The sequence below is a fragment of the Rhodanobacter sp. Col0626 genome (assembly GCF_049994385.1).
In the GTDB taxonomy this organism is placed as follows: Bacteria; Pseudomonadota; Gammaproteobacteria; order Xanthomonadales; family Rhodanobacteraceae; genus Rhodanobacter.
Genome location: NZ_CP188260.1, coordinates 3,470,256 through 3,489,757, shown reverse-complemented (window position 1 = coordinate 3,489,757; position 19,502 = coordinate 3,470,256). Strand labels below are relative to the sequence as shown.

Annotated in this window: 17 protein-coding genes; 13 read left to right on the top strand and 4 right to left on the bottom strand. The window is 64.0% G+C overall.

The annotated features are described in order from the left end of the window. Nucleotides 1-7 precede the first annotated feature (7 nt). The 9 genes from purL to ACPPVV_RS15380 all read left to right on the top strand — a co-directional run bounded on the left by purL (nt 8) and on the right by ACPPVV_RS15380 (nt 13,805). Nucleotides 8-3,886: a phosphoribosylformylglycinamidine synthase gene (gene purL, locus ACPPVV_RS15420; RefSeq protein WP_426700751.1), complete on the top strand. Its 3,879-nt coding sequence runs from the start codon at nt 8-10 to the stop codon at nt 3,884-3,886. A 28-nt stretch (nt 3,887-3,914) separates the two neighbouring features. Next, nucleotides 3,915-4,661 (top strand): hypothetical protein, encoded by a 747-nt coding sequence (locus ACPPVV_RS15415; protein WP_426700750.1) that lies wholly within the window; start codon nt 3,915-3,917, stop codon nt 4,659-4,661. Between the two features lie 99 nt (nt 4,662-4,760). After that, nucleotides 4,761-5,642 (top strand): glycosyltransferase family 2 protein, encoded by an 882-nt coding sequence (locus tag ACPPVV_RS15410; RefSeq protein ID WP_426703254.1) that lies wholly within the window; start codon nt 4,761-4,763, stop codon nt 5,640-5,642. Beyond that, nucleotides 5,639-6,544 (top strand): DMT family transporter, encoded by a 906-nt coding sequence (locus ACPPVV_RS15405; protein WP_426700749.1) that lies wholly within the window; start codon nt 5,639-5,641, stop codon nt 6,542-6,544. The genes ACPPVV_RS15410 and ACPPVV_RS15405 overlap by 4 nt, the downstream gene beginning before the upstream one ends. A 243-nt stretch (nt 6,545-6,787) precedes the next feature. After that, nucleotides 6,788-7,483, top strand: a complete 696-nt coding sequence (locus ACPPVV_RS15400; RefSeq protein WP_426700748.1) for a helix-turn-helix transcriptional regulator — start codon at nt 6,788-6,790, stop codon at nt 7,481-7,483. 276 nt (nt 7,484-7,759) lie between these two features. After that, nucleotides 7,760-8,245, top strand: a complete 486-nt coding sequence (locus ACPPVV_RS15395) for a RidA family protein (RefSeq protein ID WP_426700747.1) — start codon at nt 7,760-7,762, stop codon at nt 8,243-8,245. Nucleotides 8,246-8,308: 63 nt separating this feature from the next. Further along, nucleotides 8,309-9,550, top strand: a complete 1,242-nt coding sequence (locus tag ACPPVV_RS15390) for an aminotransferase class V-fold PLP-dependent enzyme (RefSeq protein ID WP_426700746.1) — start codon at nt 8,309-8,311, stop codon at nt 9,548-9,550. Between the two features lie 160 nt (nt 9,551-9,710). Next, complete coding sequence (locus ACPPVV_RS15385; protein ID WP_426700745.1) at nt 9,711-11,945, top strand: TonB-dependent receptor; 2,235 nt, start codon at nt 9,711-9,713, stop codon at nt 11,943-11,945. A 117-nt stretch (nt 11,946-12,062) separates the two neighbouring features. Then, nucleotides 12,063-13,805: a peptidase M61 gene (locus tag ACPPVV_RS15380; RefSeq protein WP_426700744.1), complete on the top strand. Its 1,743-nt coding sequence runs from the start codon at nt 12,063-12,065 to the stop codon at nt 13,803-13,805. A 74-nt stretch (nt 13,806-13,879) separates the two neighbouring features. On the opposite strand, the gene ACPPVV_RS15375 is transcribed toward ACPPVV_RS15380, so the two are convergent. The 4 genes from ACPPVV_RS15375 to ACPPVV_RS15360 form a co-directional block, all read right to left on the bottom strand. Beyond that, on the bottom strand, nt 13,880-14,374 hold the full coding sequence (locus ACPPVV_RS15375; protein ID WP_426700743.1) for a DUF2127 domain-containing protein: 495 nt from the start codon (nt 14,372-14,374) through the stop codon (nt 13,880-13,882). Nucleotides 14,375-14,556: 182 nt separating this feature from the next. Continuing rightward, complete coding sequence (locus tag ACPPVV_RS15370) at nt 14,557-14,751, bottom strand: YbdD/YjiX family protein (RefSeq protein ID WP_426700742.1); 195 nt, start codon at nt 14,749-14,751, stop codon at nt 14,557-14,559. A gap of 10 nt (nt 14,752-14,761) precedes the next feature. Next, entirely contained in the window at nt 14,762-16,834 is a 2,073-nt protein-coding gene (locus tag ACPPVV_RS15365) for a carbon starvation CstA family protein (RefSeq protein WP_426700741.1), read from the bottom strand. Nucleotides 16,835-16,884: 50 nt separating this feature from the next. After that, a complete protein-coding gene (locus ACPPVV_RS15360; RefSeq protein WP_426700740.1) occupies nt 16,885-17,115 on the bottom strand; it encodes a hypothetical protein in 231 nt (76 codons plus the stop codon). On the opposite strand from ACPPVV_RS15360, the gene def reads away from it, so the two are divergent. The 4 genes from def (at nt 17,114) to ACPPVV_RS15340 (ending at nt 19,500) form a co-directional block, all read left to right on the top strand. Continuing rightward, the gene (gene def / locus ACPPVV_RS15355; protein ID WP_426700739.1) at nt 17,114-17,650 is read left to right on the top strand and encodes a peptide deformylase; all 537 of its coding nucleotides are present in this window, start codon (nt 17,114-17,116) and stop codon (nt 17,648-17,650) included. The two genes, ACPPVV_RS15360 and def, sit on opposite strands and share 2 nt — an antisense overlap. Continuing rightward, nucleotides 17,650-17,931: a DUF427 domain-containing protein gene (locus ACPPVV_RS15350; RefSeq protein WP_426700738.1), complete on the top strand. Its 282-nt coding sequence runs from the start codon at nt 17,650-17,652 to the stop codon at nt 17,929-17,931. Before def ends, ACPPVV_RS15350 begins: the two co-directional genes overlap by 1 nt. A gap of 77 nt (nt 17,932-18,008) precedes the next feature. Beyond that, nucleotides 18,009-19,205 (top strand): acyltransferase family protein, encoded by a 1,197-nt coding sequence (locus tag ACPPVV_RS15345; protein ID WP_426700737.1) that lies wholly within the window; start codon nt 18,009-18,011, stop codon nt 19,203-19,205. Nucleotides 19,206-19,266: 61 nt separating this feature from the next. Continuing rightward, nucleotides 19,267-19,500: a hypothetical protein gene (locus ACPPVV_RS15340; protein ID WP_426703253.1), complete on the top strand. Its 234-nt coding sequence runs from the start codon at nt 19,267-19,269 to the stop codon at nt 19,498-19,500. Nucleotides 19,501-19,502: the final 2 nt, after the last annotated feature.

The window sequence follows — 19,502 nt, the reverse complement described above, 5'->3', positions numbered from 1 at the left end:
TCCCCGCATGATCGTACTCGACGGGCAGAGCGCCCTCTCGCCGTTTCGCCTCGAACGTCTGAATGCCCGCCTGGATGCCCTGCATCGCGGCGTGCGCGTGCAGGCGTCGTGGTTTGTCTATTTCATCGATGCCGACACGGCACCGGCGGGAGCGCTGCGCCAGCGTCTGCTTGCCGTGCTGGAAGCGAAGGACGCCGCGCCCGGTCACACCTCGCCAGAGCCGGCCACGCTGTGGGTGGTGCCGCGACTGGGCACGATCTCGCCATGGTCGAGCAAGGCCACCGATATCCTGCATGGCGCCGGTTTCGATGTGCGCCGCGTCGAGCGCGGACTGGCCTGGCAGGTGGCAGGGTTGCCGGCGGCGGGCGCGCCGGAGCATGACGCGATCATCGCCGTGTTGCACGATGCGATGACGCAGTCGGTGCTGACCCGGATCGACGATGCGCAGGGGCTGTTCCTGGCCGGCTCGCCGGGCGATCTGGTGCATATCGCGCTCGGCGCCGATGCGCGTGCGGCGCTGGCCGAAGCGAATGCACGGCTGGGCCTGGCATTGGCCGATGACGAGATCGACTACCTGGTCGAGCGCTATGCCGAACTCGGCCGCGACCCGACCGATGCCGAACTTTTCATGTTCGCCCAGGCGAACTCCGAGCACTGCCGGCACAAGGTGTTCAACGCCAGCTGGACGGTCGATGGCGCTGAACAGGACAAGACCCTGTTCGGCATGATCAAGCACACTCACCAGCACTCGCCCGCGCACACTTTGTCGGCCTATTCGGACAACGCGGCGGTGATCGAGGGCAGCACCGGCAAGCGCTTCTTCGCCGATCCGGCGGACGGTGTGTGGCGTGGCCACGAGGAGCGCATCGATTTCGCGATCAAGGTGGAGACGCACAACCACCCCACCGCGATCGCGCCGTGGCCGGGGGCCGCCACCGGCGCCGGCGGCGAGATCCGCGACGAGGGCGCGACTGGCCGCGGCGGCAAACCGAAGGCCGGGTTGACCGGTTTCTCGGTGTCCGACCTGCGCATTCCCGGCCATCCGCAGCCGTGGGAAGTGGAGCGCCCGCTGCCACCGCGCATGGCCAGCGCATTCGAGATCATGCGTGATGGCCCGCTCGGTGCGGCGGCGTTCAACAACGAATTCGGCCGTCCCTGCCTGGGCGGCTATTTCCGCAGCTACGAGCACGAGACCGGCGAAGCCGGACTGCGCCGTGGCTACGACAAGCCGATCATGCTGGCCGGTGGCCTGGCCAACCTGCGCGCCGGCCACGTGCTGAAGCGCGCGGTACAGCCGGGCAACAAGGTGATCGTGCTGGGTGGCCCGGCGATGCTGATCGGCCTGGGCGGCGGTGCAGCCTCGTCGGTGGCCGGCGGCGCGTCGAGCGCGGAGCTGGACTTCGCCTCGGTGCAGCGCGACAACGCCGAGATGGAACGGCGCTGCCAGGAAGTGATCGACGCGTGCTGGCGCCTGGGTGACGACAATCCGATCGTCAGCGTGCATGACGTCGGTGCCGGCGGCCTGTCCAATGCGATCCCGGAACTGCTCAACGATGCCGGCGTCGGCGGCGTGATCGACCTGTCGAAGATTCCCTGCGACGACCCCTCGCTGTCGCCCATGCAGGTGTGGAGCAACGAATCGCAGGAACGCTACGTGTTGGCGATCGGCCCGGAAGATCTGGCTGGGTTCGAGGCGATGTGCGTGCGCGAGCGTTGTCCGTATGCGGTCGTCGGCGATGCCACGGTCGAGCGCCAGCTGGTGCTCACCGATCCGCGCCGCGAACTGACCGCCATCGACCTGCCGATGGACGTGCTGTTCGGCAAGCCGCCGCGGATGCATCGTGACGCTAGCCGGATCAAGCCGCGCATCGATCTGGTGCCGGATCTCACCGGCATCAGCATGGACGAGGCGCTGCTGCGCGTGCTGCGCCTGCCCACCGTGGGCAGCAAGAGCTTTCTGATCACGATCGGCGATCGCACGGTGGGCGGCCTCAATCATCGTGATCCGATGGTCGGCCCGTGGCAGGTGCCGGTGGCCGACTGCGCGGTGACCATCGCCGACTTCGACGGCTATGCCGGCGAGGCGATGGCGATGGCCGAGCGTGCGCCGGTGGCGCTGCTCAACAGTGCTGATGCGGCGCGCCTGGCCGTGGGCGAAGCCATCACCAACCTCGCCGCCGCGCCGATCGAACATCTCGGACTGATTCGGCTCTCTGCGAACTGGATGGCTGCGGTCAATCATCCGGGCGAGGATGCTGCGCTGTTCGACGCGGTCAAGGCCATCGGCATGGAGCTGTGCCCGCAACTGGACATCTCGATTCCGGTCGGCAAGGACTCGCTGTCGATGCAGACCGTGTGGCAGGACGGCGATACGCAGCAGCGCACGGTGTCGCCGGTGTCGCTGGTGATCACCGGCTTTGCCCGCGTCGGCGACGTGCGTCGCACGCTCACGCCGCAGCTCAAGCTCGATCGCGGCACTTCGATGTTGTGGTTGATCGACCTGGGTGCCGGCCGCGATCGTCTGGGTGGCTCCGCGCTGACCCAGGTGTTCAACCGATCCGGCGGCGTACCACCGGATCTGGATGACGCGAAAAGGCTGAAGGCACTGTTCGACCTGATCCAGGAAGCGAACGCGGGCGGCCTGTTGCTGGCCTATCACGATCGCTCCGATGGTGGTGCCATCACCACCTTGCTGGAAATGGCGTTCGCCGGACATTGCGGCCTCGAAATCCATCTGGACGGCTGGGCCGAGGCAACGTTGCGCGCGCTGTTCAACGAAGAGCTCGGCGCGGTGGTGCAGGTGGCCGAGGCCAATCGCGAGGCGTTCGAAGCGCTGCTGGTCAAGTACGGCCTGGCCGGCATCAGCCATCGCATCGGCCGGCCGAAGGAGAAGCTCGGCATCAAGATGTTCCTCGGCGGGGAGACCCTGTTCAAGTGGAACTGGAGCACCCTGTTCAAGGCGTGGAATGAAACCAGTCACGCGATGCAGCGCCTGCGCGACAACCCGCTTAGCGCCGATGCCGAGTCGGAGTGGCGGCTCGACGATGCCGATCCGGGCATCACCCCGAAACTTACTTTCGACCCGGCGCAGGACGTGGCTGCGGCGTTCATCGGCACCGGCGCGCGTCCGCGCGTCGCGATCCTGCGCGAGCAGGGTGTCAACGGTCAGGTCGAGATGTCCGCTGCGTTCACGCGCGCCGGTTTCGATGCGGTCGACGTGCACATGTCCGATCTGGCCAGCGGCCGCATCAAACTGGCCGACTTCCGCGGTTTCGCGGCGTGCGGCGGTTTCTCCTACGGCGACGTGCTTGGTGCCGGTCGCGGCTGGGCCACCTCGATCCTTTACAACGACATGCTGCGCGAACAGTTTGCGGCGTTCTTTGCCGACGAGACGAAGTTCGCGCTGGGCGTGTGCAACGGCTGCCAGATGCTGGCCCAGTTGAAGGAAATCATCCCCGGTGCGCAGCACTGGCCGAAGTTCCTGCGCAACGCCTCCGAACAGTACGAAGCGCGGCTGGTCACCCTGGAGGTGCTTGAGACACCGAGCATTTTCTTCAAGGACATGGTCGGTTCGCGGATCCCGGTGGCGGTGGCGCATGGCGAAGGCCGGGTGAGCTTTCCGCAGGCGTGCAGCCCGTCGAAGTCGAACGGTGCGGTGCGCTTCGTCGACAACCGCGGCAAGCCGACCGAGAACTTTCCGCTCAATACCAACGGCTCGCCCGGCGGCCTCGCCGGCTTCAGCGCTGCCGACGGCCGCGTCACGATCATGATGCCGCACCCCGAACGTGTGTTCCGCAGCGTGCAGTTGAGCTGGCATCCGGAGCAGTGGGGCGAGGATTCGCCGTGGATGCGCATGTTCCGCAACGCGCGCGTGTGGTGCGGCTGACCAGCTATGGCATGACGGGTGCCGGGTTGTGACCCGGCACCGCTGGACAGCGTGGCATTCGTGGTTGCCAACGCTGGCGTGGCTGCTGTTGCTGGCGCTGCTGCCGTGGTGGTTGGGTCTGCCACTGCTGTTCTCGCTGGTGGCGGTTGCCGTACTGCTGCAGCATCGGCTGGATGCAGAGCACGTCGGCCTGATCCGGCGCGGGTTGCGCTGGGGCCTGCCGGGCGTGTTGTTTGCTTTGCAGCGGGCACTCGGTGGCAACGCGTTCGCATGGGGTGCCGCCCTGCTGGGCGCACTGGCCGGCTACACCCTGCTGGCCGGTCTGGAAGCGTGGCTGGATCGCGACCTGCGCCGCGCGGCATCGGCACCAGCAACGGCATCCGCCGAATGGCCCGAACTGGCGATGGCGCCGATCGGTCCCGCCGCGGAAATCATCGAGTTGCAACCACTGGTCTGGCACCAGCTCGACGGCGGCTCGATCGATCCGCTGGCCGGTCGCGTGCACTACCGCGGCGGCAGCTGTTTTTTTGACGATGGCCACGAAGTTCCCGACGCCGGACCGCAGGCGACCTTCAGTCCGGACGGGCGCTGGTTTGCCGCCCGCACGGAGCAGGGTCGCGGCATCGTGCTTTGGGATCGCGAACGTGACCGCCGGCATCGTCTGCGCGGCTGGAAGTTGAGCGGCTGGTACCGCGAACAACCCTGGCTGGCGCGCCACGACGACGATATTCCGCAGACGCTGGCGGCCGTACTGGGACGTGATGACGAAGATTGATCGCAGTCGGATCGCGCCTTCCTTGCATGAAATGTGCGGACTGTTTCGCGCCCGGCTGTTTTCCCTGCGTGCGTCTCCGCGCATACTTGCACGGTGAATATTCCCGCCAGCCAACGCTCGCCCTTTTCGCTGGTGCTCAGTGTGATCGTGGTGTCCGCCGATAGCGGTCCCGCGTTGCGCGAATGCGTGCGCTGCGTGTTGTCCAGCAGCCTGCCGCTGGAGTTGATCCTGGTCGACAACGCCTCGCGCGATGGTGTGCCGCCCGCGATCGAGCGCGCCTACGCGCACGATGCACGGCTGACGGTGATCTACAGCCACAAGAACCTCGGCTTTGGTCCGGCGGTGAATCTTGCCGCCAGGCAGGCCCATGCGCCGGCGTTGCTGGTGCTCAACCCCGATTGCGAATTGCATGACGAGGAGCTGCGCCGGCTGCTGGCCCTGCTTGCCGACAGGCCGAAGGCCGGATTGATCGGTGCGGTTGTCTGCGATGCCGGCGGTCGCCCAGATCCGGCATCCTGGCGCCGCGATCCGTTGTTGCAGCGCTCGCTCGCCAGCCTGCTCGGTCGTCCAGGCGAAGGTGTCAACGTGGAGCAGGAAATTCCGCACGAGACGATCGAGGTGGAGGCGGTATCCGGTGCGGTGATGTTGCTGCCCAGCGCCATGTTCCAGCGACTGGGTGGTTTCGACGAAGGCTATTTCCTGCATTGCGAAGACCTGGACCTGTGCCGCCGCGTGCGTGACCTGGGTTACCAGGTGCTGCTGGCCGGCGACGTTCGGGTGCATCACGGCCGGGGCAGCTCCAGCCGGCATCGGCCCGTGTTCGTCAGTCGTTACAAGCACCGTGGCATGTGGCGCTGGTTCCGACTGCACGATCCGGCCGCCCGCAAGCCGCTGGTGGCCGCGGCGGTGTGGCTGGGTATCTGGACGCACTTTCTGCTGCAGATTCCGGGACAACTGTCGCGATTGCTGTTGCGTCGATGACGCAGTCCGGGCGAACCACGACGCTGGCGACCTTCGGTCTGCTCGCGATGACCGCGGTGTGGGGTTCGACTTTCGTGCTGATCAAGGACGTGGTCGGACGCATGCCGGTGGCCGATTTCCTGGCCGTGCGCTTCGTGATCGGTGCGCTGGTGATGCTGGCGCTGTTTGCTCGCCCGGTGCTGCGGCTCGGCCGGCAACAGATCGTGCGCGGCCTCCTGCTCGGTGTGGTCTATGGCTTGGGCCAGTTGTTGCAGACCTGGGGCCTGTCGATGATCGCGCCCAGTGTCAGTGGCTTCGCCACCGGCATGTACGTGGTGTTTACGCCGATCCTGGCGATGGTGCTGTTGCGTCAAAGGATGGCCGGCACGGTGTGGCTGGCGGTTCTGCTGTCGATCGCCGGGCTCGCGCTGCTCTCGTTGAACGGGGTGTCGGTCGATCTTGGCGTGTGGCTGACACTGGCTTCGGCCGCGCTGTATGCGCTGCATATCGTCGGCCTCGGCCAGTGGTCGCGCCAGGGCGAGGCCTTTGGCATGTCGGCGGTGCAGATGGTGGCGATCGCCGCGGTCTGCCTGCTTGCCACGATGCCGCATGGACCCACGCTGCCGCCCGATCGCAGCGCATGGTTCGCCGTGTTGTACATGGCGTTGATCGCCGGTGCCGGCGCGATGCTGATGCAGACCTGGGCGCAGTCGCACCTGCCGGCCACGCGCGCCGCGATCGTGATGACGACCGAACCGGTGTTCGCCGCCGCGTTTGCGGTGCTGCTTGGCAGCGACGTGCTGGGTTGGCGCATGCTTGTCGGCGGCGGATTGATCCTGGCCGCGATGTACCTGGTCGAGCTGATGCCCCGGCGCGGCGGTTTCAACGAGTTGCCTGCCGAGGCGGTGCATCACGAGGTATGAGTCCGGACTGGCGAATCGCGGCGGGGTCGCGCGATATGATCGTGGGCGAGATCATGAAGCAGCCTCGTGCCTGGACGAAGGATTCAAGCTCATCCATGGCGCGATCAGCGATGCATGTTGCCCACAAGGGGATATCGAAGGATGACCACCAAACGCTCTCGAACGACGTCCCTGCTTGGCAGCACAAAGGATCGTGAGCCGGTATCGGCAGCCGTTCGGCTTGAGCGGAAGAAGATATTCGACATGTTGAGCCCGGTGGTGGACATCATCGGCAAGGTGGTGGGCCACAACGTGGAAATCGTGCTGCACGACCTCACCTGTCCCGGAAACTCCATCCTCAAAATCGTCAACGGCGAGGTTTCCGGACGAGCGGTGGGCGATTCGATCCTCAGTGGGCCCGACAACGACAAGGCCTTCGTCGAGCTGCAGCGCAATCTCACGGCGGATGAAGGCGCCTCGCACTCGGTCATTTCCGATTACCAGACATTTACCCGCGATGGCAGGGAGCTGCAGTCGACCACGGTGATTTTCCTGGACAGTCGGCATACCCCTTTCGCCAGCCTGTGCATCAACGCCGACATGTCGGTGGTGGTACAGGCACATGCGTTGTTGCAAAGCATGTTTTCCAGGCAGGCGGAGCCCGAGCCGGAGCGCGCGGCAGCGCCAGGTATCGACCTGCTGATGAAGGAAATCATCACCGACGCCGTGAACAAGTTCGGCAAGAAGGTATCGGCGATGGGCAAGCAGGAAAAGATCCACGCAGTGAACACGATGCTGCAACGCGGATTGTTCACCGTGAAGGGTGGCGTGGAGCGCGCGGCGCGTGCACTCGGGGTGACCCGCTTCACGATATACAACTACCTCGATGCCCTCAGGCATCCCGGCGCGGACGAGGGTGTGGCGAAAAAAGCCCCGACCCGCCGGTCCGCCGGCAAGTAAAGCCGTTTCGTCCTCGCCGATGCCGTGCGGGCGGAAGCTCGCAGGGCCTACGGCACGAACAGATCTTTCGACTCCGATGGCGCCACGCGCCAGGGCCGTTTGCGTCTGCGGCATGACCCGTTGCAACGACGGCCGCGTCATCGCGTGCTTGACGCCTTTCCGGAACGATGGTAAATCAACAATCTGTTTAGTTAATTCAACAATGTGTTGAATTCATTCCGATAGGTGTTCCGGTGCAGCGAGTCAACGGATTACTGCAGCGTCTCTGGAGTGGGTATGTGCGAAATCGAAGAACGTCTCCTGGCCGCCGGGCTCGCCCTGCCGCCGCCGTTGAAGGTTCCAGCCGGAATCCGGCTTCCATTTTCCGAAGTGAGGCGGTGTGGCCAGCGTTTGCTGATTTCAGGCCATGGCCCGCAGGAACCCTCGGGCGAAATTCACGCGTCAGGAAAGCTCGGCGAGGACTTGGGCATCGAGGAAGGCTATCAGGCGGCGCGACTGGTGGCCTTGTCCATGCTCGGAAGCATCAAGCGCGAGTTGGGCAGCCTGGACCGCGTCGCGCGGTGGGTGAGGGTGTTCGGCATGGTCAATTCCTCTCCCACGTTCTGCGACCACCCATCGGTGATCAACGGGTTTTCCGACCTGATCATTTTGCTTTATGGGGAGGCGCGCGGCATGCACGTTCGATCGGCGGTCGGCATGGTGCAACTGCCTTTCAACATCCCGGTGGAAGTGGAAGCCGAAGTCGAATTGCGCGATGACTGAACCCCACTGCTCCGGAAGCGATCCGCATCCTTCACCGATCACCCACGTCCCCGGGAAATGACGATGACAGTCTCACGACGGCAGGTACTGAAGACGCTGGCGCTTGCGCCCGCCGCTTGGACCGTGCCCGCATCCCTGGCCAGACATGCATTCGCAAAGGCAGCGCCTGCCGGCGGCGCCCTGGAGTTCAAGGTCAGGCACTACGAGACCTGCCTCGACAACGCGCGCTGGCACCCATTGAGTGTAGGTGCGCGGGCGAGGGTGGAGGAGTACCTCGACTACAAGGAACGCGTGGCCTGGACCAAGCCGGACCTGATCGATGAGCTGCAGAAAAACGTCAAGCAACAGTTTGCCAGGCTGATCGGCGCCGAGACGGGAGAGATCGCCTATGTGAACAGCACGACGGCCGGCGAAACGATGTTTGTCTCCAGCCTCGGCCTGCCCGACAATGACTGCAATATCGTCACGGATGGCCTGCATTTCGAAGGCTCGCTGTACCTCTATGGCGCTTTGCAGAAGCAGGGCATGGATGTGCGCGTCGTCCGGCCCGACAAGCACTGGCGCATCGACCTGAAGGACATGGAGCGCGTGATCGACCACAAGACGCGTCTGGTGGCCGTATCTCAAGTGTCCTTCATCAATGGTTTCCAACACGATCTGAAGGCCCTTTGCGAACTCGCCCATTCACGTGGCGCGCTGGTCTACGTGGATGCCGTGCAGGCCGTCGGCGCGATTCCCGTCGACGTGAAGGAGTCGGGCGTCGATGCGATGGGAAGCGCCAGCTACAAGTGGTTGATGGGCGATTTCGGGTTGGGTTTTCTGTACGTCAGGCAAAGCGTCATCCCGCGCCTGCGGCGTACCTTGTTCGGCTATCGGCAGCTCAACGCATTCGACTACCACGCCTTTCCGGACGACCCTGCCGGCCCGTATCCGGCATCGTGGTCGCAGCACGACGACGCTTCGGGTTTCTTCGAGATAGGCACGTACTCCAACGCCACGCTGGCGGCGTTGTCGCACTCGCTGCCGGCCATTCTCGCGTTGGGCCCGGCCACCATCCAGCGCCATGCACAGCGATTGATCGCCAAGGTGCAGCGCGAAGTTCCGCGGCTGGGTTATCCCTCCATGACCCCGGCCGATGCCGGATCGCCCATCGCCACTTTTCTGGTCAAGGACAGCGTTTCGCTGGACAGGAAGTTGCGTGCTGCGGGTCTGGATGTCTTTGTCGGTGAGGGGCGCATGCGCATCTCGCCGTCGATCTACAACACCGATGACGATATCGAACGATTGCTCGAAGCCCTGGCATGAAGCCGCGACGTCAGCGGACCTACCCGACCACCTTGGCTGGCTTGAATGAGGCTGCCGCGGGGATGCGCGGGAGACGCCAGAACCATGGGTCACATCCGTCAATGCCACTCGAAGGGGAAAACGTGTGAATGCAAAGAATCCATATCCGTTGAAGTCCAGGATGTTGTCCAGGGCAACCTTTGTCGGCCTGTTCGGCGCCACCGTGGCTTCGTCCCTGGTCTTCATGCCACCGGCGTTCGCGCAGGACAGCGCGTCGCCCAAGGTCGTCCAGGCATCGCATGTGAAAAACCTGCAGCAGGTAATGGTCACTGCGCAGAAGAAGTCCGAGTCCGAGCAGGATGTGCCGATCTCGATGACGGTCGTCGAAGCGGCCGACTTGCTCAACTCCGGCGCGTCGAGGCTTGACGACTACTACGCCAAGGTTCCTGGGTTGAGTGTTTACGATCGTGGTTCCGGTCGCACCACGCTCGTGATACGCGGTATTTCCGCCGGAGAGCAGCTCAATCCCACGGTTGGCGTGATGATCGACGATGCACCGTTCGGATCGTCCACCACGGACTATTCCATTGCCGATCTCGACCCTTTCGACATCGATCACATCGAAGTGCTGCGTGGTCCGCAGGGCACGCTTTACGGTGCAAGCAGCATGGGCGGGCTGATCAAGTTCTCCATGATCGATCCCGATACCCAGGCGTTCAGCGGGCGCGTGCAGTCCGATCTGTCCAGCACGGAACACGGTACCGTCGGGTATGCCGCGCGCGCTGCCGTCAACCTGCCATTGGTAAAGGACAAGCTCGCTGTACGAGTAAGTGCCTTCAAGCGCCATGACCCCGGCTTCGTCGACGATCCGGGCCAGGGCAAGCACAACGTGAACGATGGCGATGCCAGTGGCGGCAGGATCTCGGCATTGTGGAATGTCACCGACAGCCTCAAGGTACGCGCCTCGGTCATGGCGCAAAACAGTTCGGTCGATGGCGGTGCGCGCATCGACGTAGGCCAGAACAGCTACACGCCAGTGGACGGTCCTTACGATCACCGGCGCCTGCCCGGTACGGATTCGGCCGATGTGAAAACCCGCATCTACACGTTGCAGGTGGAAGATCGTTTCGGCGGAGCCGACTTCCACTCGATCTCCAGCTATAACCAGTACACGCTGGTGGGGCCGCAGGATGTCACCGGCACGTTCGGTGGCGTTGCCAATCTCATCTACGGTGTTCCCGACCTCGGGATCAGGATCGACAACAACAACCGCACCGGCAAGTTCACCCAGGAGTTCCGTCTGTCTTCGCCGGACGATGGTCGCTCGTTGAGCTGGCTGGGTGGCGTGTTCTTCACCAACGAGCATACGTCGGGGTATCAGGCGCTCGTCGCCGTGGACCGTACCACCGGCGCCGACGCGGGTTTTGGCTCGATGTATGAAGACATCTATCCTTCGACCTACCGGGAGAAGGCGGCATTCGGCAACATCGACTACAAATTCACTGACGCATTCGATATCCAGCTGGGTGGGCGCTTCAGCTCCATCGAACAGGGTTTCGCCAACAACTACGATGGCCCGCTCAACGGTGGACCGTCGTCCGACAGTGAAGACGCGAGCAACAAGGTGTGGACCTACAGCTTCAGTCCGCGCTACCACCTCAACGCCAACGTGATGATGTACGGCCGGGTATCCACCGGCTACCGGGCAGGCGGGGCCAACGCGCTGCTGATGGACGACAGGGGCAGCTTCCCGGGCCAGTACAAGTCCGACTCTCTCACCAGTTACGAATGGGGTTTGAAGGGCGACTTTGCCGACCACACGCTGACCCTGGACACGGCGCTGTTCTACATCGACTGGACCGACATCCAGCTCTCCGAAACCTCGCAGGGAACGGGAAACAGCTACTACGTGAATGCCGGCAGCGCCAAGAGCGAAGGCGCCGAAGCCAGCCTGAGCTGGCGGCCGTTACGCGGACTGACGATCGCGGGCAATGCCTCCTACACGCGTGCAGTGCTGACCGAGAGCACGCCGGACGGCACCTACGGAAGAAGCGGCGATCGTCTGCCCTATTCACCGTTGTGGTCGGGCAACCTGTCGGCGGATTACACCTTCCCGCTGGGTGGTTCGCTGGACGGCAACCTCGGCGCTGGCGTCACCTACGTGGGTGATCGCGAGGGCGGTTTCACCGCGTCGGCCCAGGCGCAGCGTTTTCTGCTGCGGCCCTACACCACGGCCGAGTTGCATGCCGGCGTACAGTCGATGGACTGGAATGTGTCCCTTTACGTCAAGAACCTCACCGATGCCAGGGGCTATCTGAGCGCCACCGCGCAGAACGCCACGACGGGAGTCAGCTCCTATGGACTGTTGCTGATCCAGCCACGGACGGTCGGCATTTCGGCGACCTATTCATTCTGAGCTCGTCGTTGATGATCCAGGCTATCCGTCCGCGTCATCGATGCATGGTGCGCGGACGCCTTTGGTAAAAGTGTCGATCGTGGTTCAAGGCCACGACCGGCACACAAGGAAATCGCCATGTCGGAAACCATCGCCAGCGAAAGACGCGGCAAACTCAGGGGAGCGTGGTTCACGCCCCTGCTGACGCTGATGCTGATATCAGGCGTGCAGGCACAATCGCCGACGGGCCGCACAATCAGCGTCACTTTGCAGCCGTCCGTCAGTGCAGGCGCGCAGCGGATCACTTCGCTGCATGTGGCCGTCCAGATGCCGGGAAATGCGGCAGCTGCGGGGGCGCCGCTGGTACGGATGCCGCTGGTGACAAGCAACGTGAAGACGGCTGCGGTGAATCTGCATGATTTGCAGGCTTACGATGCCGATGGCGCGCTGGCCCTGACGTACGACGACGACCGGGGCGGTCAGAAGCCCTATCGACGCTGGAAGGCTGCACGCATCGTGCACGGGCCATTGAAGCTGAGCTACCGGGTGGACATCACCAACGAAGCCAATCCGCTGGGTGCCGCGCCGCCGTTCGAGCTGCGCAGCGAGGGCAGGGTCTTTTCGGGTCTGACCGGCAGCTTCTTGCTGTTGCCGGACAGCAGCCAGGCATATCGGCTGAAGCTGCACTGGGATCTGGCAGGGCTGGGTGGCAACACATTGGGCGTCTCCACCCTTGGCCTGGGTGACCAGCTCGGCGCCACTGCCGTGGCGCCCGAGCAACTGGAGTCGGTGTTCCTGATGGGTGGGCAGCCCGGACATGAGCCGGAGCGTCCGGCCGCCGATGGGTTCTTTTCAGCCTGGCAGGGCACACCACGTTTCGACGCGCGCGCCTTGATGCAGTGGACCCACCAGCTTTACACCTATTACCTCAAGTTTTTCGATGCCGGCAACACGGCCTACAGCGTGTATCTGCGGCGTAATCCGATCAATCCGGGCGGTGGCGTTGAAGTGGGCCACTCATTCGTCGGCACGTTCGACGAACACACGCCGGTCGATACTTTCAAGATGACGCTCGCCCACGAAATGGTGCACACCTTTGTTGGTGCGCTCGACGCCAAGGACGAGCTTGCGGCATCGTGGTTCTCGGAGGGTTTGGCCGTCTATTACCAGCGGTTGTTGCCTTTGCGCGCGGGTCAGATCGATCGGCAGGCGTACCTCGACGATCTCAACACGACGGCGGCGCGCTACTACACGGACATGCTGAATACGACGCCGAACGATCAGATCTCGGCGCGGTTCTGGCCCGATACCCGGATCCGCGTGCTGCCTTACGACCGCGGTGCGCTTTATTTCGCACAGGTGGACGCCGCCCTTCGTCACGCGTCGAAGGGCAAGCGTTCGCTGGACGATCTGGTGCTCGCACTGCTGCACCGTCGCGCGTCGGGCCATCCGGTGACCGAGTCCGATTGGGTCGATGCGGTCACCCAGGCGCTGGGCAAACGTGGCAAGTTGCAGTTTCAGCAGATGATGCGCGGCAAGCTCGTCGTGCTGCCCCCGGACGCCTTCGGCCGCTGCTTTCGTCGCGTCACCCGGCCGCTTCGCCGTTACGAGCTGGGCTTTACGCCCGACGTATTGATCGAGCCAAGGCGCATTGTCCGGGGATTGATACCGGGTTCCGAGGCCGCCCGGGCAGGCATTCGCAACGGAGACGAAATAGTGAAACCCGTACCCCAGGACGGTATTCAGGCCGACCAGCACGCCAGACTCGAACTGAAGATCCGTCGGGGAGCACAGGCGATGGATATCTCATACCTGCCCCGGGGCGAGGTCGTCGACGCCTATCAATGGGTCGAATCGAACGAATCCCGTTGCGACATGTGAGCCCCGGTCCGTTCGCGGAGAAACCAGACATGGCTTGCGCGGGCCCGCCGCGGCGGCGGGGAGCCGGCAACGCCTCAGCGTGAGGCGCGCGGCTGCATTGCGATGCGCACCAGGTAGATGATGATCGCCACGTTGCCGACCAGGGTGGCCAGCTTGAGCCAGCCGAAATGGTGCAGCGTCTCGTACAGTTCCAGCGGGATCAGCGAGCCGGTGGCGATTACCGTGAACCATTCCGCCCAGTGTTTGCCCATCCACAGGCCGATGCCCTCGATGCCGAACAGCACGGCATAGCCCAGCGCGACGGCACCGATGGCGACAAACCGGCTCGGTCCGAAATCCTGCAGCAGGCCGACCAGCTTCCAGCGCAGGCCGTTGCTGTCTGCCAGCGAAAGGTGTTCCAGCCAGTGCACCAGCCGCTCGAAGTTCTGCTGACGATCGAGATGGAACGCGGCCATCGCCACCAGAACCAGGCACAGGGTCTTGATGATCTCGTAGATCGCGATGACGCGCAGACCCGCGTGGCGCTGGGCTGGTGTGGCGACAGGTGAGGTGTTTTTGCTCGGGGACATGACAGCGAAGCGTACAGGCAATCGCCCATTGTCCCTGTCTGAGTGGGAATGGCCAGTGCGGATTGGCACCGGGAGCTGTTACCGCGTTCTGTGGGAGCGGCTTCAGCGGCGATACTTTGCTTCATGAACTCAAAGCCAAAAGCATCGCGGCTGAAGCCGCTCCCACAAACAGCCGCGCCAGGTCAGCAGCAGCGCCCGCCGGTGCCCTTGTAGCGGGCTTCCTGCCGTTCGCGGAAGAACTCGCGGTAGCTGGGTACCTTGCGCTCCGGATGACGCTCGCGCAGGTGCTTCACGTAGACGTCGTAGTCGGGCACCCCGCAGCACAGGCGGGCGGTTTGCACCGCCCACTTGCGCATGGCTTGAAAGGTCGCTTTCATCACGTCCTCCTCAGCTGGCCAAGGTGCTCAACGCCACGTACGGTTCCTCGTGCGCGGTCGGATGGTTGGTGTTCCAGGCCTTGACCAGGGCGCGCAGGCAGAACAGCACCATCGCCACGATCAGCGCCATGAACAGGCCGGTCAGCGCCATGTCGACGTAGTTGTTGGTGACGATCTGTTGCATCGCGGCCTGGGTTTTTGCCGGGGCCAGCAACTGGCCCTGCTGCATTGCGGCCGAGTATTTGTTCGCGGCGGCGGTGAAGCTGATCGGGCCGACCAGCTTCTCGTAGCCGGCAGTGAGTGTGCAGATGATCAGCCACAGCGCAGGGATCCCCGGCACCCACACGAAGCGCTCGCGCTTGAGTTTCACCACCACCACGGTGGCCAGCATCAGCGCGATCGCGGCCAGCATCTGATTGGCGATGCCGAACAGCGGCCACAGCGTGTTGATGCCACCCAGCGGATCGACCGCGCCCTGGTACAGGAAGTAACCCCACAGCGCCACGCAGATCGCGGTGGCCAGCAGGTTGCCGGTCCACGATTCGGTTTCCTGCAGCGGCTTGTGGATCAGGCCGGCGATCTCCTGGATCATGAAACGGCCCACGCGCGTGCCGGCGTCCACCGTGGTGAGGATGAACAGCGCTTCGAACAGGATCGCGTAGTGGTACCAGAACGCCATCATGCCGCCGCCGGGGATGATGTTGTGCAGCAGCTGGGCCATGCCCACGGCCAGCGTCGGTGCACCGCCGGCTCGGCTGAGGATGCTGGTCTCGCCGATATTTTTGGCCGTCTGAATCAATTCATCCGGTGTCACCACGAAGCCCCACTGGCTGATCGTGGCGGCCGCGTCCTGCACGGTGGTGCCGATGATCGCGCCTGGCGCGTTCATGGCGAAGTACACGCCCGGATGCAGCGAGGCGGCGGCGATCAGGGCCATGATCGCCACGAACGCTTCCATCAACATGCCGCCGTAGCCGACCAGTCGCGCCTGGCCTTCGTTGGCGAGCAGCTTGGGTGTGGTGCCTGAGGCGATGATCGAGTGCCAACCGGAGACCGCGCCGCAGGCAATGGTGATGAAAAGGAACGGGAACAGGTTGCCAGCGAACACCGGGCCGCTGCCGTCGATGAACTTGGTCACCGCCGGCATCTGCAGCATCGGCGCGGACAGGAAAATCGCCAGCGCCAGCAACGCGATGGTGCCGATCTTGAGGAAGGTGGACAGATAGTCGCGCGGTGCCAGCAGCAGCCACACCGGCAGCACCGATGCGCAGAAACCATAGCCGATCAGCCACCAAGCCAGCGCCTTCGCATCGAAGTCGAACAGCGGTGCCAGCGTGGCCGATTCGGCCACGTACCGGCCCAGCCAGATCGATGCCAGCAGCAGCACCAGGCCGATGATCGACACTTCCAGGATCCGGCCCGGGCGGAACCAGCGCATGTAACCGCCCATCAGAAACGCGATCGGGATCGTGGCGGCCACCGTGAAGGTACCCCACGGGCTGTGCGTGAGTGCCTTGACCACCACCAGTGCGAGCACCGCCAGCACGATCATCATCAGCACCAGCACGCCGATCATCGCCACGATGCCCGGCAATGGCCCCAGCTCTTCGCGCAGCATGTGGCCGAGCGAGCGGGCATCGCGGCGCAGGGACAGGCCGAGGATCATGAAATCCTGCACCGCGCCGGCAAACACCACGCCGAACAGGATCCACAGTGTGCCGGGCAGGTAACCCATCTGGGCGGCCAGCACCGGGCCGACCAACGGGCCGGCACCGGCGATCGCGGCGAAGTGGTGGCCGAACACCACCCACTTGTCGGTGGGCACGTAATCGAGGCCATCGTTGCGCAGCACCGATGGTGGTGCGCGAGTGGGGTCGAGCTGCAATACCGAGTGTTCGATGAACTTGCCATAGAAGCGGTAGCCGATCACAAAGATCGCGATCGACGCGGCGACCAGCCAGATCGCGTTGATCGGCTCGCCACGTCGCAACGCCACCACGCCGAGGCAGAACGCGCCGATGATGGCAATGGCAACCCACATGATCTTGCTGGCCGGACTCGGCTTGGGGATGACGGCTTGCATGAGAGGCTCCCTTGGCGATAACTCAAGGGTCGTCCGGTCGGCGGCGGGGGTCAATGCCAAAACAGGCGGATCGGCATTAGCCATTGGTCGAATAGGCGATGAAAGCGCTGGATGGCCTGCTCACCGAGATCGGCGGCCGGGCAGGACCCGTCCCGCCGCCCGCGGCACCGAGCTGCTGAAGAAAGGATCTGGCGGTCGCTGAACGAAAATCCGGCATGGCCTTGTGTCTGCACACGCGAGACCATACCCAGAGAGAAACCACCCGCGCGCGAGACCCGCATGATCCGTGAAATCCTCAAGATGGGCGATCCGCGCCTGCTGCGCATTGCGCCGACGGTGCCCGCTGCCATGCTCGGCAGCGCCGAACTCGACGCACTGATCGCCGACATGTTCGACACCATGCATGCGGCCGACGGCGTCGGCCTGGCGGCGCCGCAGATCGGTGTCGACCTGCAGCTGGTGATTTTCGGTTTCGAGCATTCGGAACGTTATCCCGAGGCGCCCGAAGTGCCACGCACGATTCTGCTCAATCCGGTGATCACCCCGTTGTCGCAGGACATGGAAGAGGGGTGGGAGGGTTGCCTGTCGGTGCCCGGCCTGCGCGGCGCGGTGAGCCGTTACTCGCTGATCCGCTACGAAGGCATCGACCCGAAGGGCACGCGCATCGAACGCACCGCCGAAGGCTTCCACGCCCGCGTGGTGCAACACGAATGCGATCACCTGATCGGCCGGCTGTATCCCACCCGAATCACCGACTTCAGCAAGTTCGGCTATACCGACGTGCTGTTTCCGGGTGAAGACCTCGGAGACGACTGATGCGCGCGATATGGAACGATACCGTGCTCGCCGAAAGCGACGACACCGTGGTGGTCGAGGGTAATCATTACTTTCCCGCCGACTCGCTCCGGCGCGACTGCTTCCGCGATAGCGACCATCACAGTGTTTGTCCGTGGAAAGGTACGGCGAGCTACTACGACGTCGTCGTTGGCGATGCGGTGAATGCCCAGGCCGCCTGGTATTACCCGCATCCGAAAGAGGCGGCTGCGCAGATCGCAGGTCGCGTGGCATTCTGGAAAGGCGTCAACGTGATCACCTGAAACCGCAGTTGCCGGCGGCGCAGCGCTCGCCGATGATGTGGCATTCCTCGAAAGTGCCGTCATCCATGCAATCAACGGTGCCCAGTTCAAATGAGGTGTCCGCCACGACCACCGGTCGCAACCCGGGCATCGACCTGCTGCGTGGGCTGGCGATCGTGCTGGTGGTGCTCAATCACATCGGCTTGCGCATTCCGCTGAAGAAAACCGCGCTGGCCGACGTGTTGCCGACATGGTTGCTGAGCCGGCTGAACTACAACGGCTATGAAGCGGTGTTCGTGTTCTTCGTGATCTCGGGATTCCTGATCGCGGGCAATGCGCTGCGCCGCTGGGGCAGTCTCGAGCGAATCGACATGCGTGTGTTCTATGCGCGACGTTTCGCCCGCATCGTGCCATGCCTGCTGGTGCTGATAGCGGTGCTCAGCGTGCTGCATTTGCTGGCCGTGCCGGATTACACCATTACCCGCCCGGGACAGTCGCTGCCACGCGCGATCATCGCCGCGCTCGGCCTGCATCTGAACTGGTACGAGGGGCAGACGGGCTATCTGCCAGGCAATTGGGACGTTCTGTGGTCGCTGTCGATCGAGGAAGTGTTCTATCTCGGCTTCCCGCTGGTGTGCCTGCTCACGCGCCGACGATGGGTGCTGATGCCCATGCTGGCGTTGCTGGCGCTGTCGATGCCATGGACGCATGCCGCCCTGAGCGGTAACGAGATATGGCAGGAGAAGGCCTATCTTCCAGGCATGGCGGCGATCGCCGTGGGCGTACTCGGTGCCCTGCTGGCGGCGCGCTTGCAGGCGCTGCCGCGACGCACGGGCGTGTTGCTGGGATGGCTCGGTGCAACCGGCGTGGCCGCGGTCGTGCTGGACGGCGGCGCATTGTGGCATCTGTTGCGCGACGGCTACCTGCTGGTGCTGACCGTGTCGACCCTGTGTCTGTTGCTCGCCAGCCAGCAACGCGAATGGCACGGTCATGGGCAGCCCGTGCGCGGCCTGGGTTGGCTGCGTTCATGGGGACGCCTGAGCTACGAGATCTACCTCAGCCATATGTTCGTGGTGTTTGCGGTAGTACGGCTGTTCAAACTCGGCGGCGGCGATTACCGATGGGGCCTGTTGTGGTATCTGTTGGCGCTGCCGCTGTGCTGGTTGCTGGGTGCATGGGTGGAGCGTTGGCTGTCGACGCCATGCGAGCGCTGGCTGCGTCGCCGACTGACAAAACCGGCGCCCATCGAGTCGACGGCATCGCATCCAACAAACGTTGAACTCCCGGTAGCGTAAGCTGCGTGAGGGCGGCTATCCGCCCGGGAGAAGTTCGGTGAAGAAAGAAGATGAAACACACATGCAGATCGTGTCGGCCGACATCAGTTCGGAATCGCTTACCGGCATGGTGATTTTCCGGCCGCATTGCGTGTCCCGCTCGGGTCGCAACGTCACCGAGGCCAGCAAGAGCGGCAACTGGTATGCCTTGCGTCCGGCCGAAGTGCGCAGTTTCGCACGCGCGCTGCTGGACGCCGCCGACGCGATGGACCAGAAGGCGAAGACTCTGCAGGCGGCGAAGATGGCGCTGGGCTGATG

Bases quoted from the DNA above. Each gene is read 5' to 3' on its own strand.
- purL (WP_426700751.1), top strand. From the start codon at position 8: ATGATCGTACTCGACGGGCAGAGCGCCCTCTCGCCGTTTCGCCTCGAA.
- ACPPVV_RS15370 (WP_426700742.1), bottom strand. From the start codon at position 14,751: ATGAAAGCGACCTTTCAAGCCATGCGCAAGTGGGCGGTGCAAACCGCC.
- def (WP_426700739.1), top strand. From the start codon at position 17,114: ATGATCCGTGAAATCCTCAAGATGGGCGATCCGCGCCTGCTGCGCATT.
- ACPPVV_RS15350 (WP_426700738.1), top strand. From the start codon at position 17,650: ATGCGCGCGATATGGAACGATACCGTGCTCGCCGAAAGCGACGACACC.
- ACPPVV_RS15400 (WP_426700748.1), top strand. From the start codon at position 6,788: ATGTTGAGCCCGGTGGTGGACATCATCGGCAAGGTGGTGGGCCACAAC.
- ACPPVV_RS15375 (WP_426700743.1), bottom strand. From the start codon at position 14,374: ATGTCCCCGAGCAAAAACACCTCACCTGTCGCCACACCAGCCCAGCGC.
- ACPPVV_RS15380 (WP_426700744.1), top strand. From the start codon at position 12,063: ATGTCGGAAACCATCGCCAGCGAAAGACGCGGCAAACTCAGGGGAGCG.
- ACPPVV_RS15340 (WP_426703253.1), top strand. From the start codon at position 19,267: ATGCAGATCGTGTCGGCCGACATCAGTTCGGAATCGCTTACCGGCATG.
- ACPPVV_RS15365 (WP_426700741.1), bottom strand. From the start codon at position 16,834: ATGCAAGCCGTCATCCCCAAGCCGAGTCCGGCCAGCAAGATCATGTGG.
- ACPPVV_RS15360 (WP_426700740.1), bottom strand. From the start codon at position 17,115: ATGCGGGTCTCGCGCGCGGGTGGTTTCTCTCTGGGTATGGTCTCGCGT.
- ACPPVV_RS15395 (WP_426700747.1), top strand. From the start codon at position 7,760: ATGTGCGAAATCGAAGAACGTCTCCTGGCCGCCGGGCTCGCCCTGCCG.
- ACPPVV_RS15390 (WP_426700746.1), top strand. From the start codon at position 8,309: ATGACAGTCTCACGACGGCAGGTACTGAAGACGCTGGCGCTTGCGCCC.
- ACPPVV_RS15385 (WP_426700745.1), top strand. From the start codon at position 9,711: ATGTTGTCCAGGGCAACCTTTGTCGGCCTGTTCGGCGCCACCGTGGCT.
- ACPPVV_RS15405 (WP_426700749.1), top strand. From the start codon at position 5,639: ATGACGCAGTCCGGGCGAACCACGACGCTGGCGACCTTCGGTCTGCTC.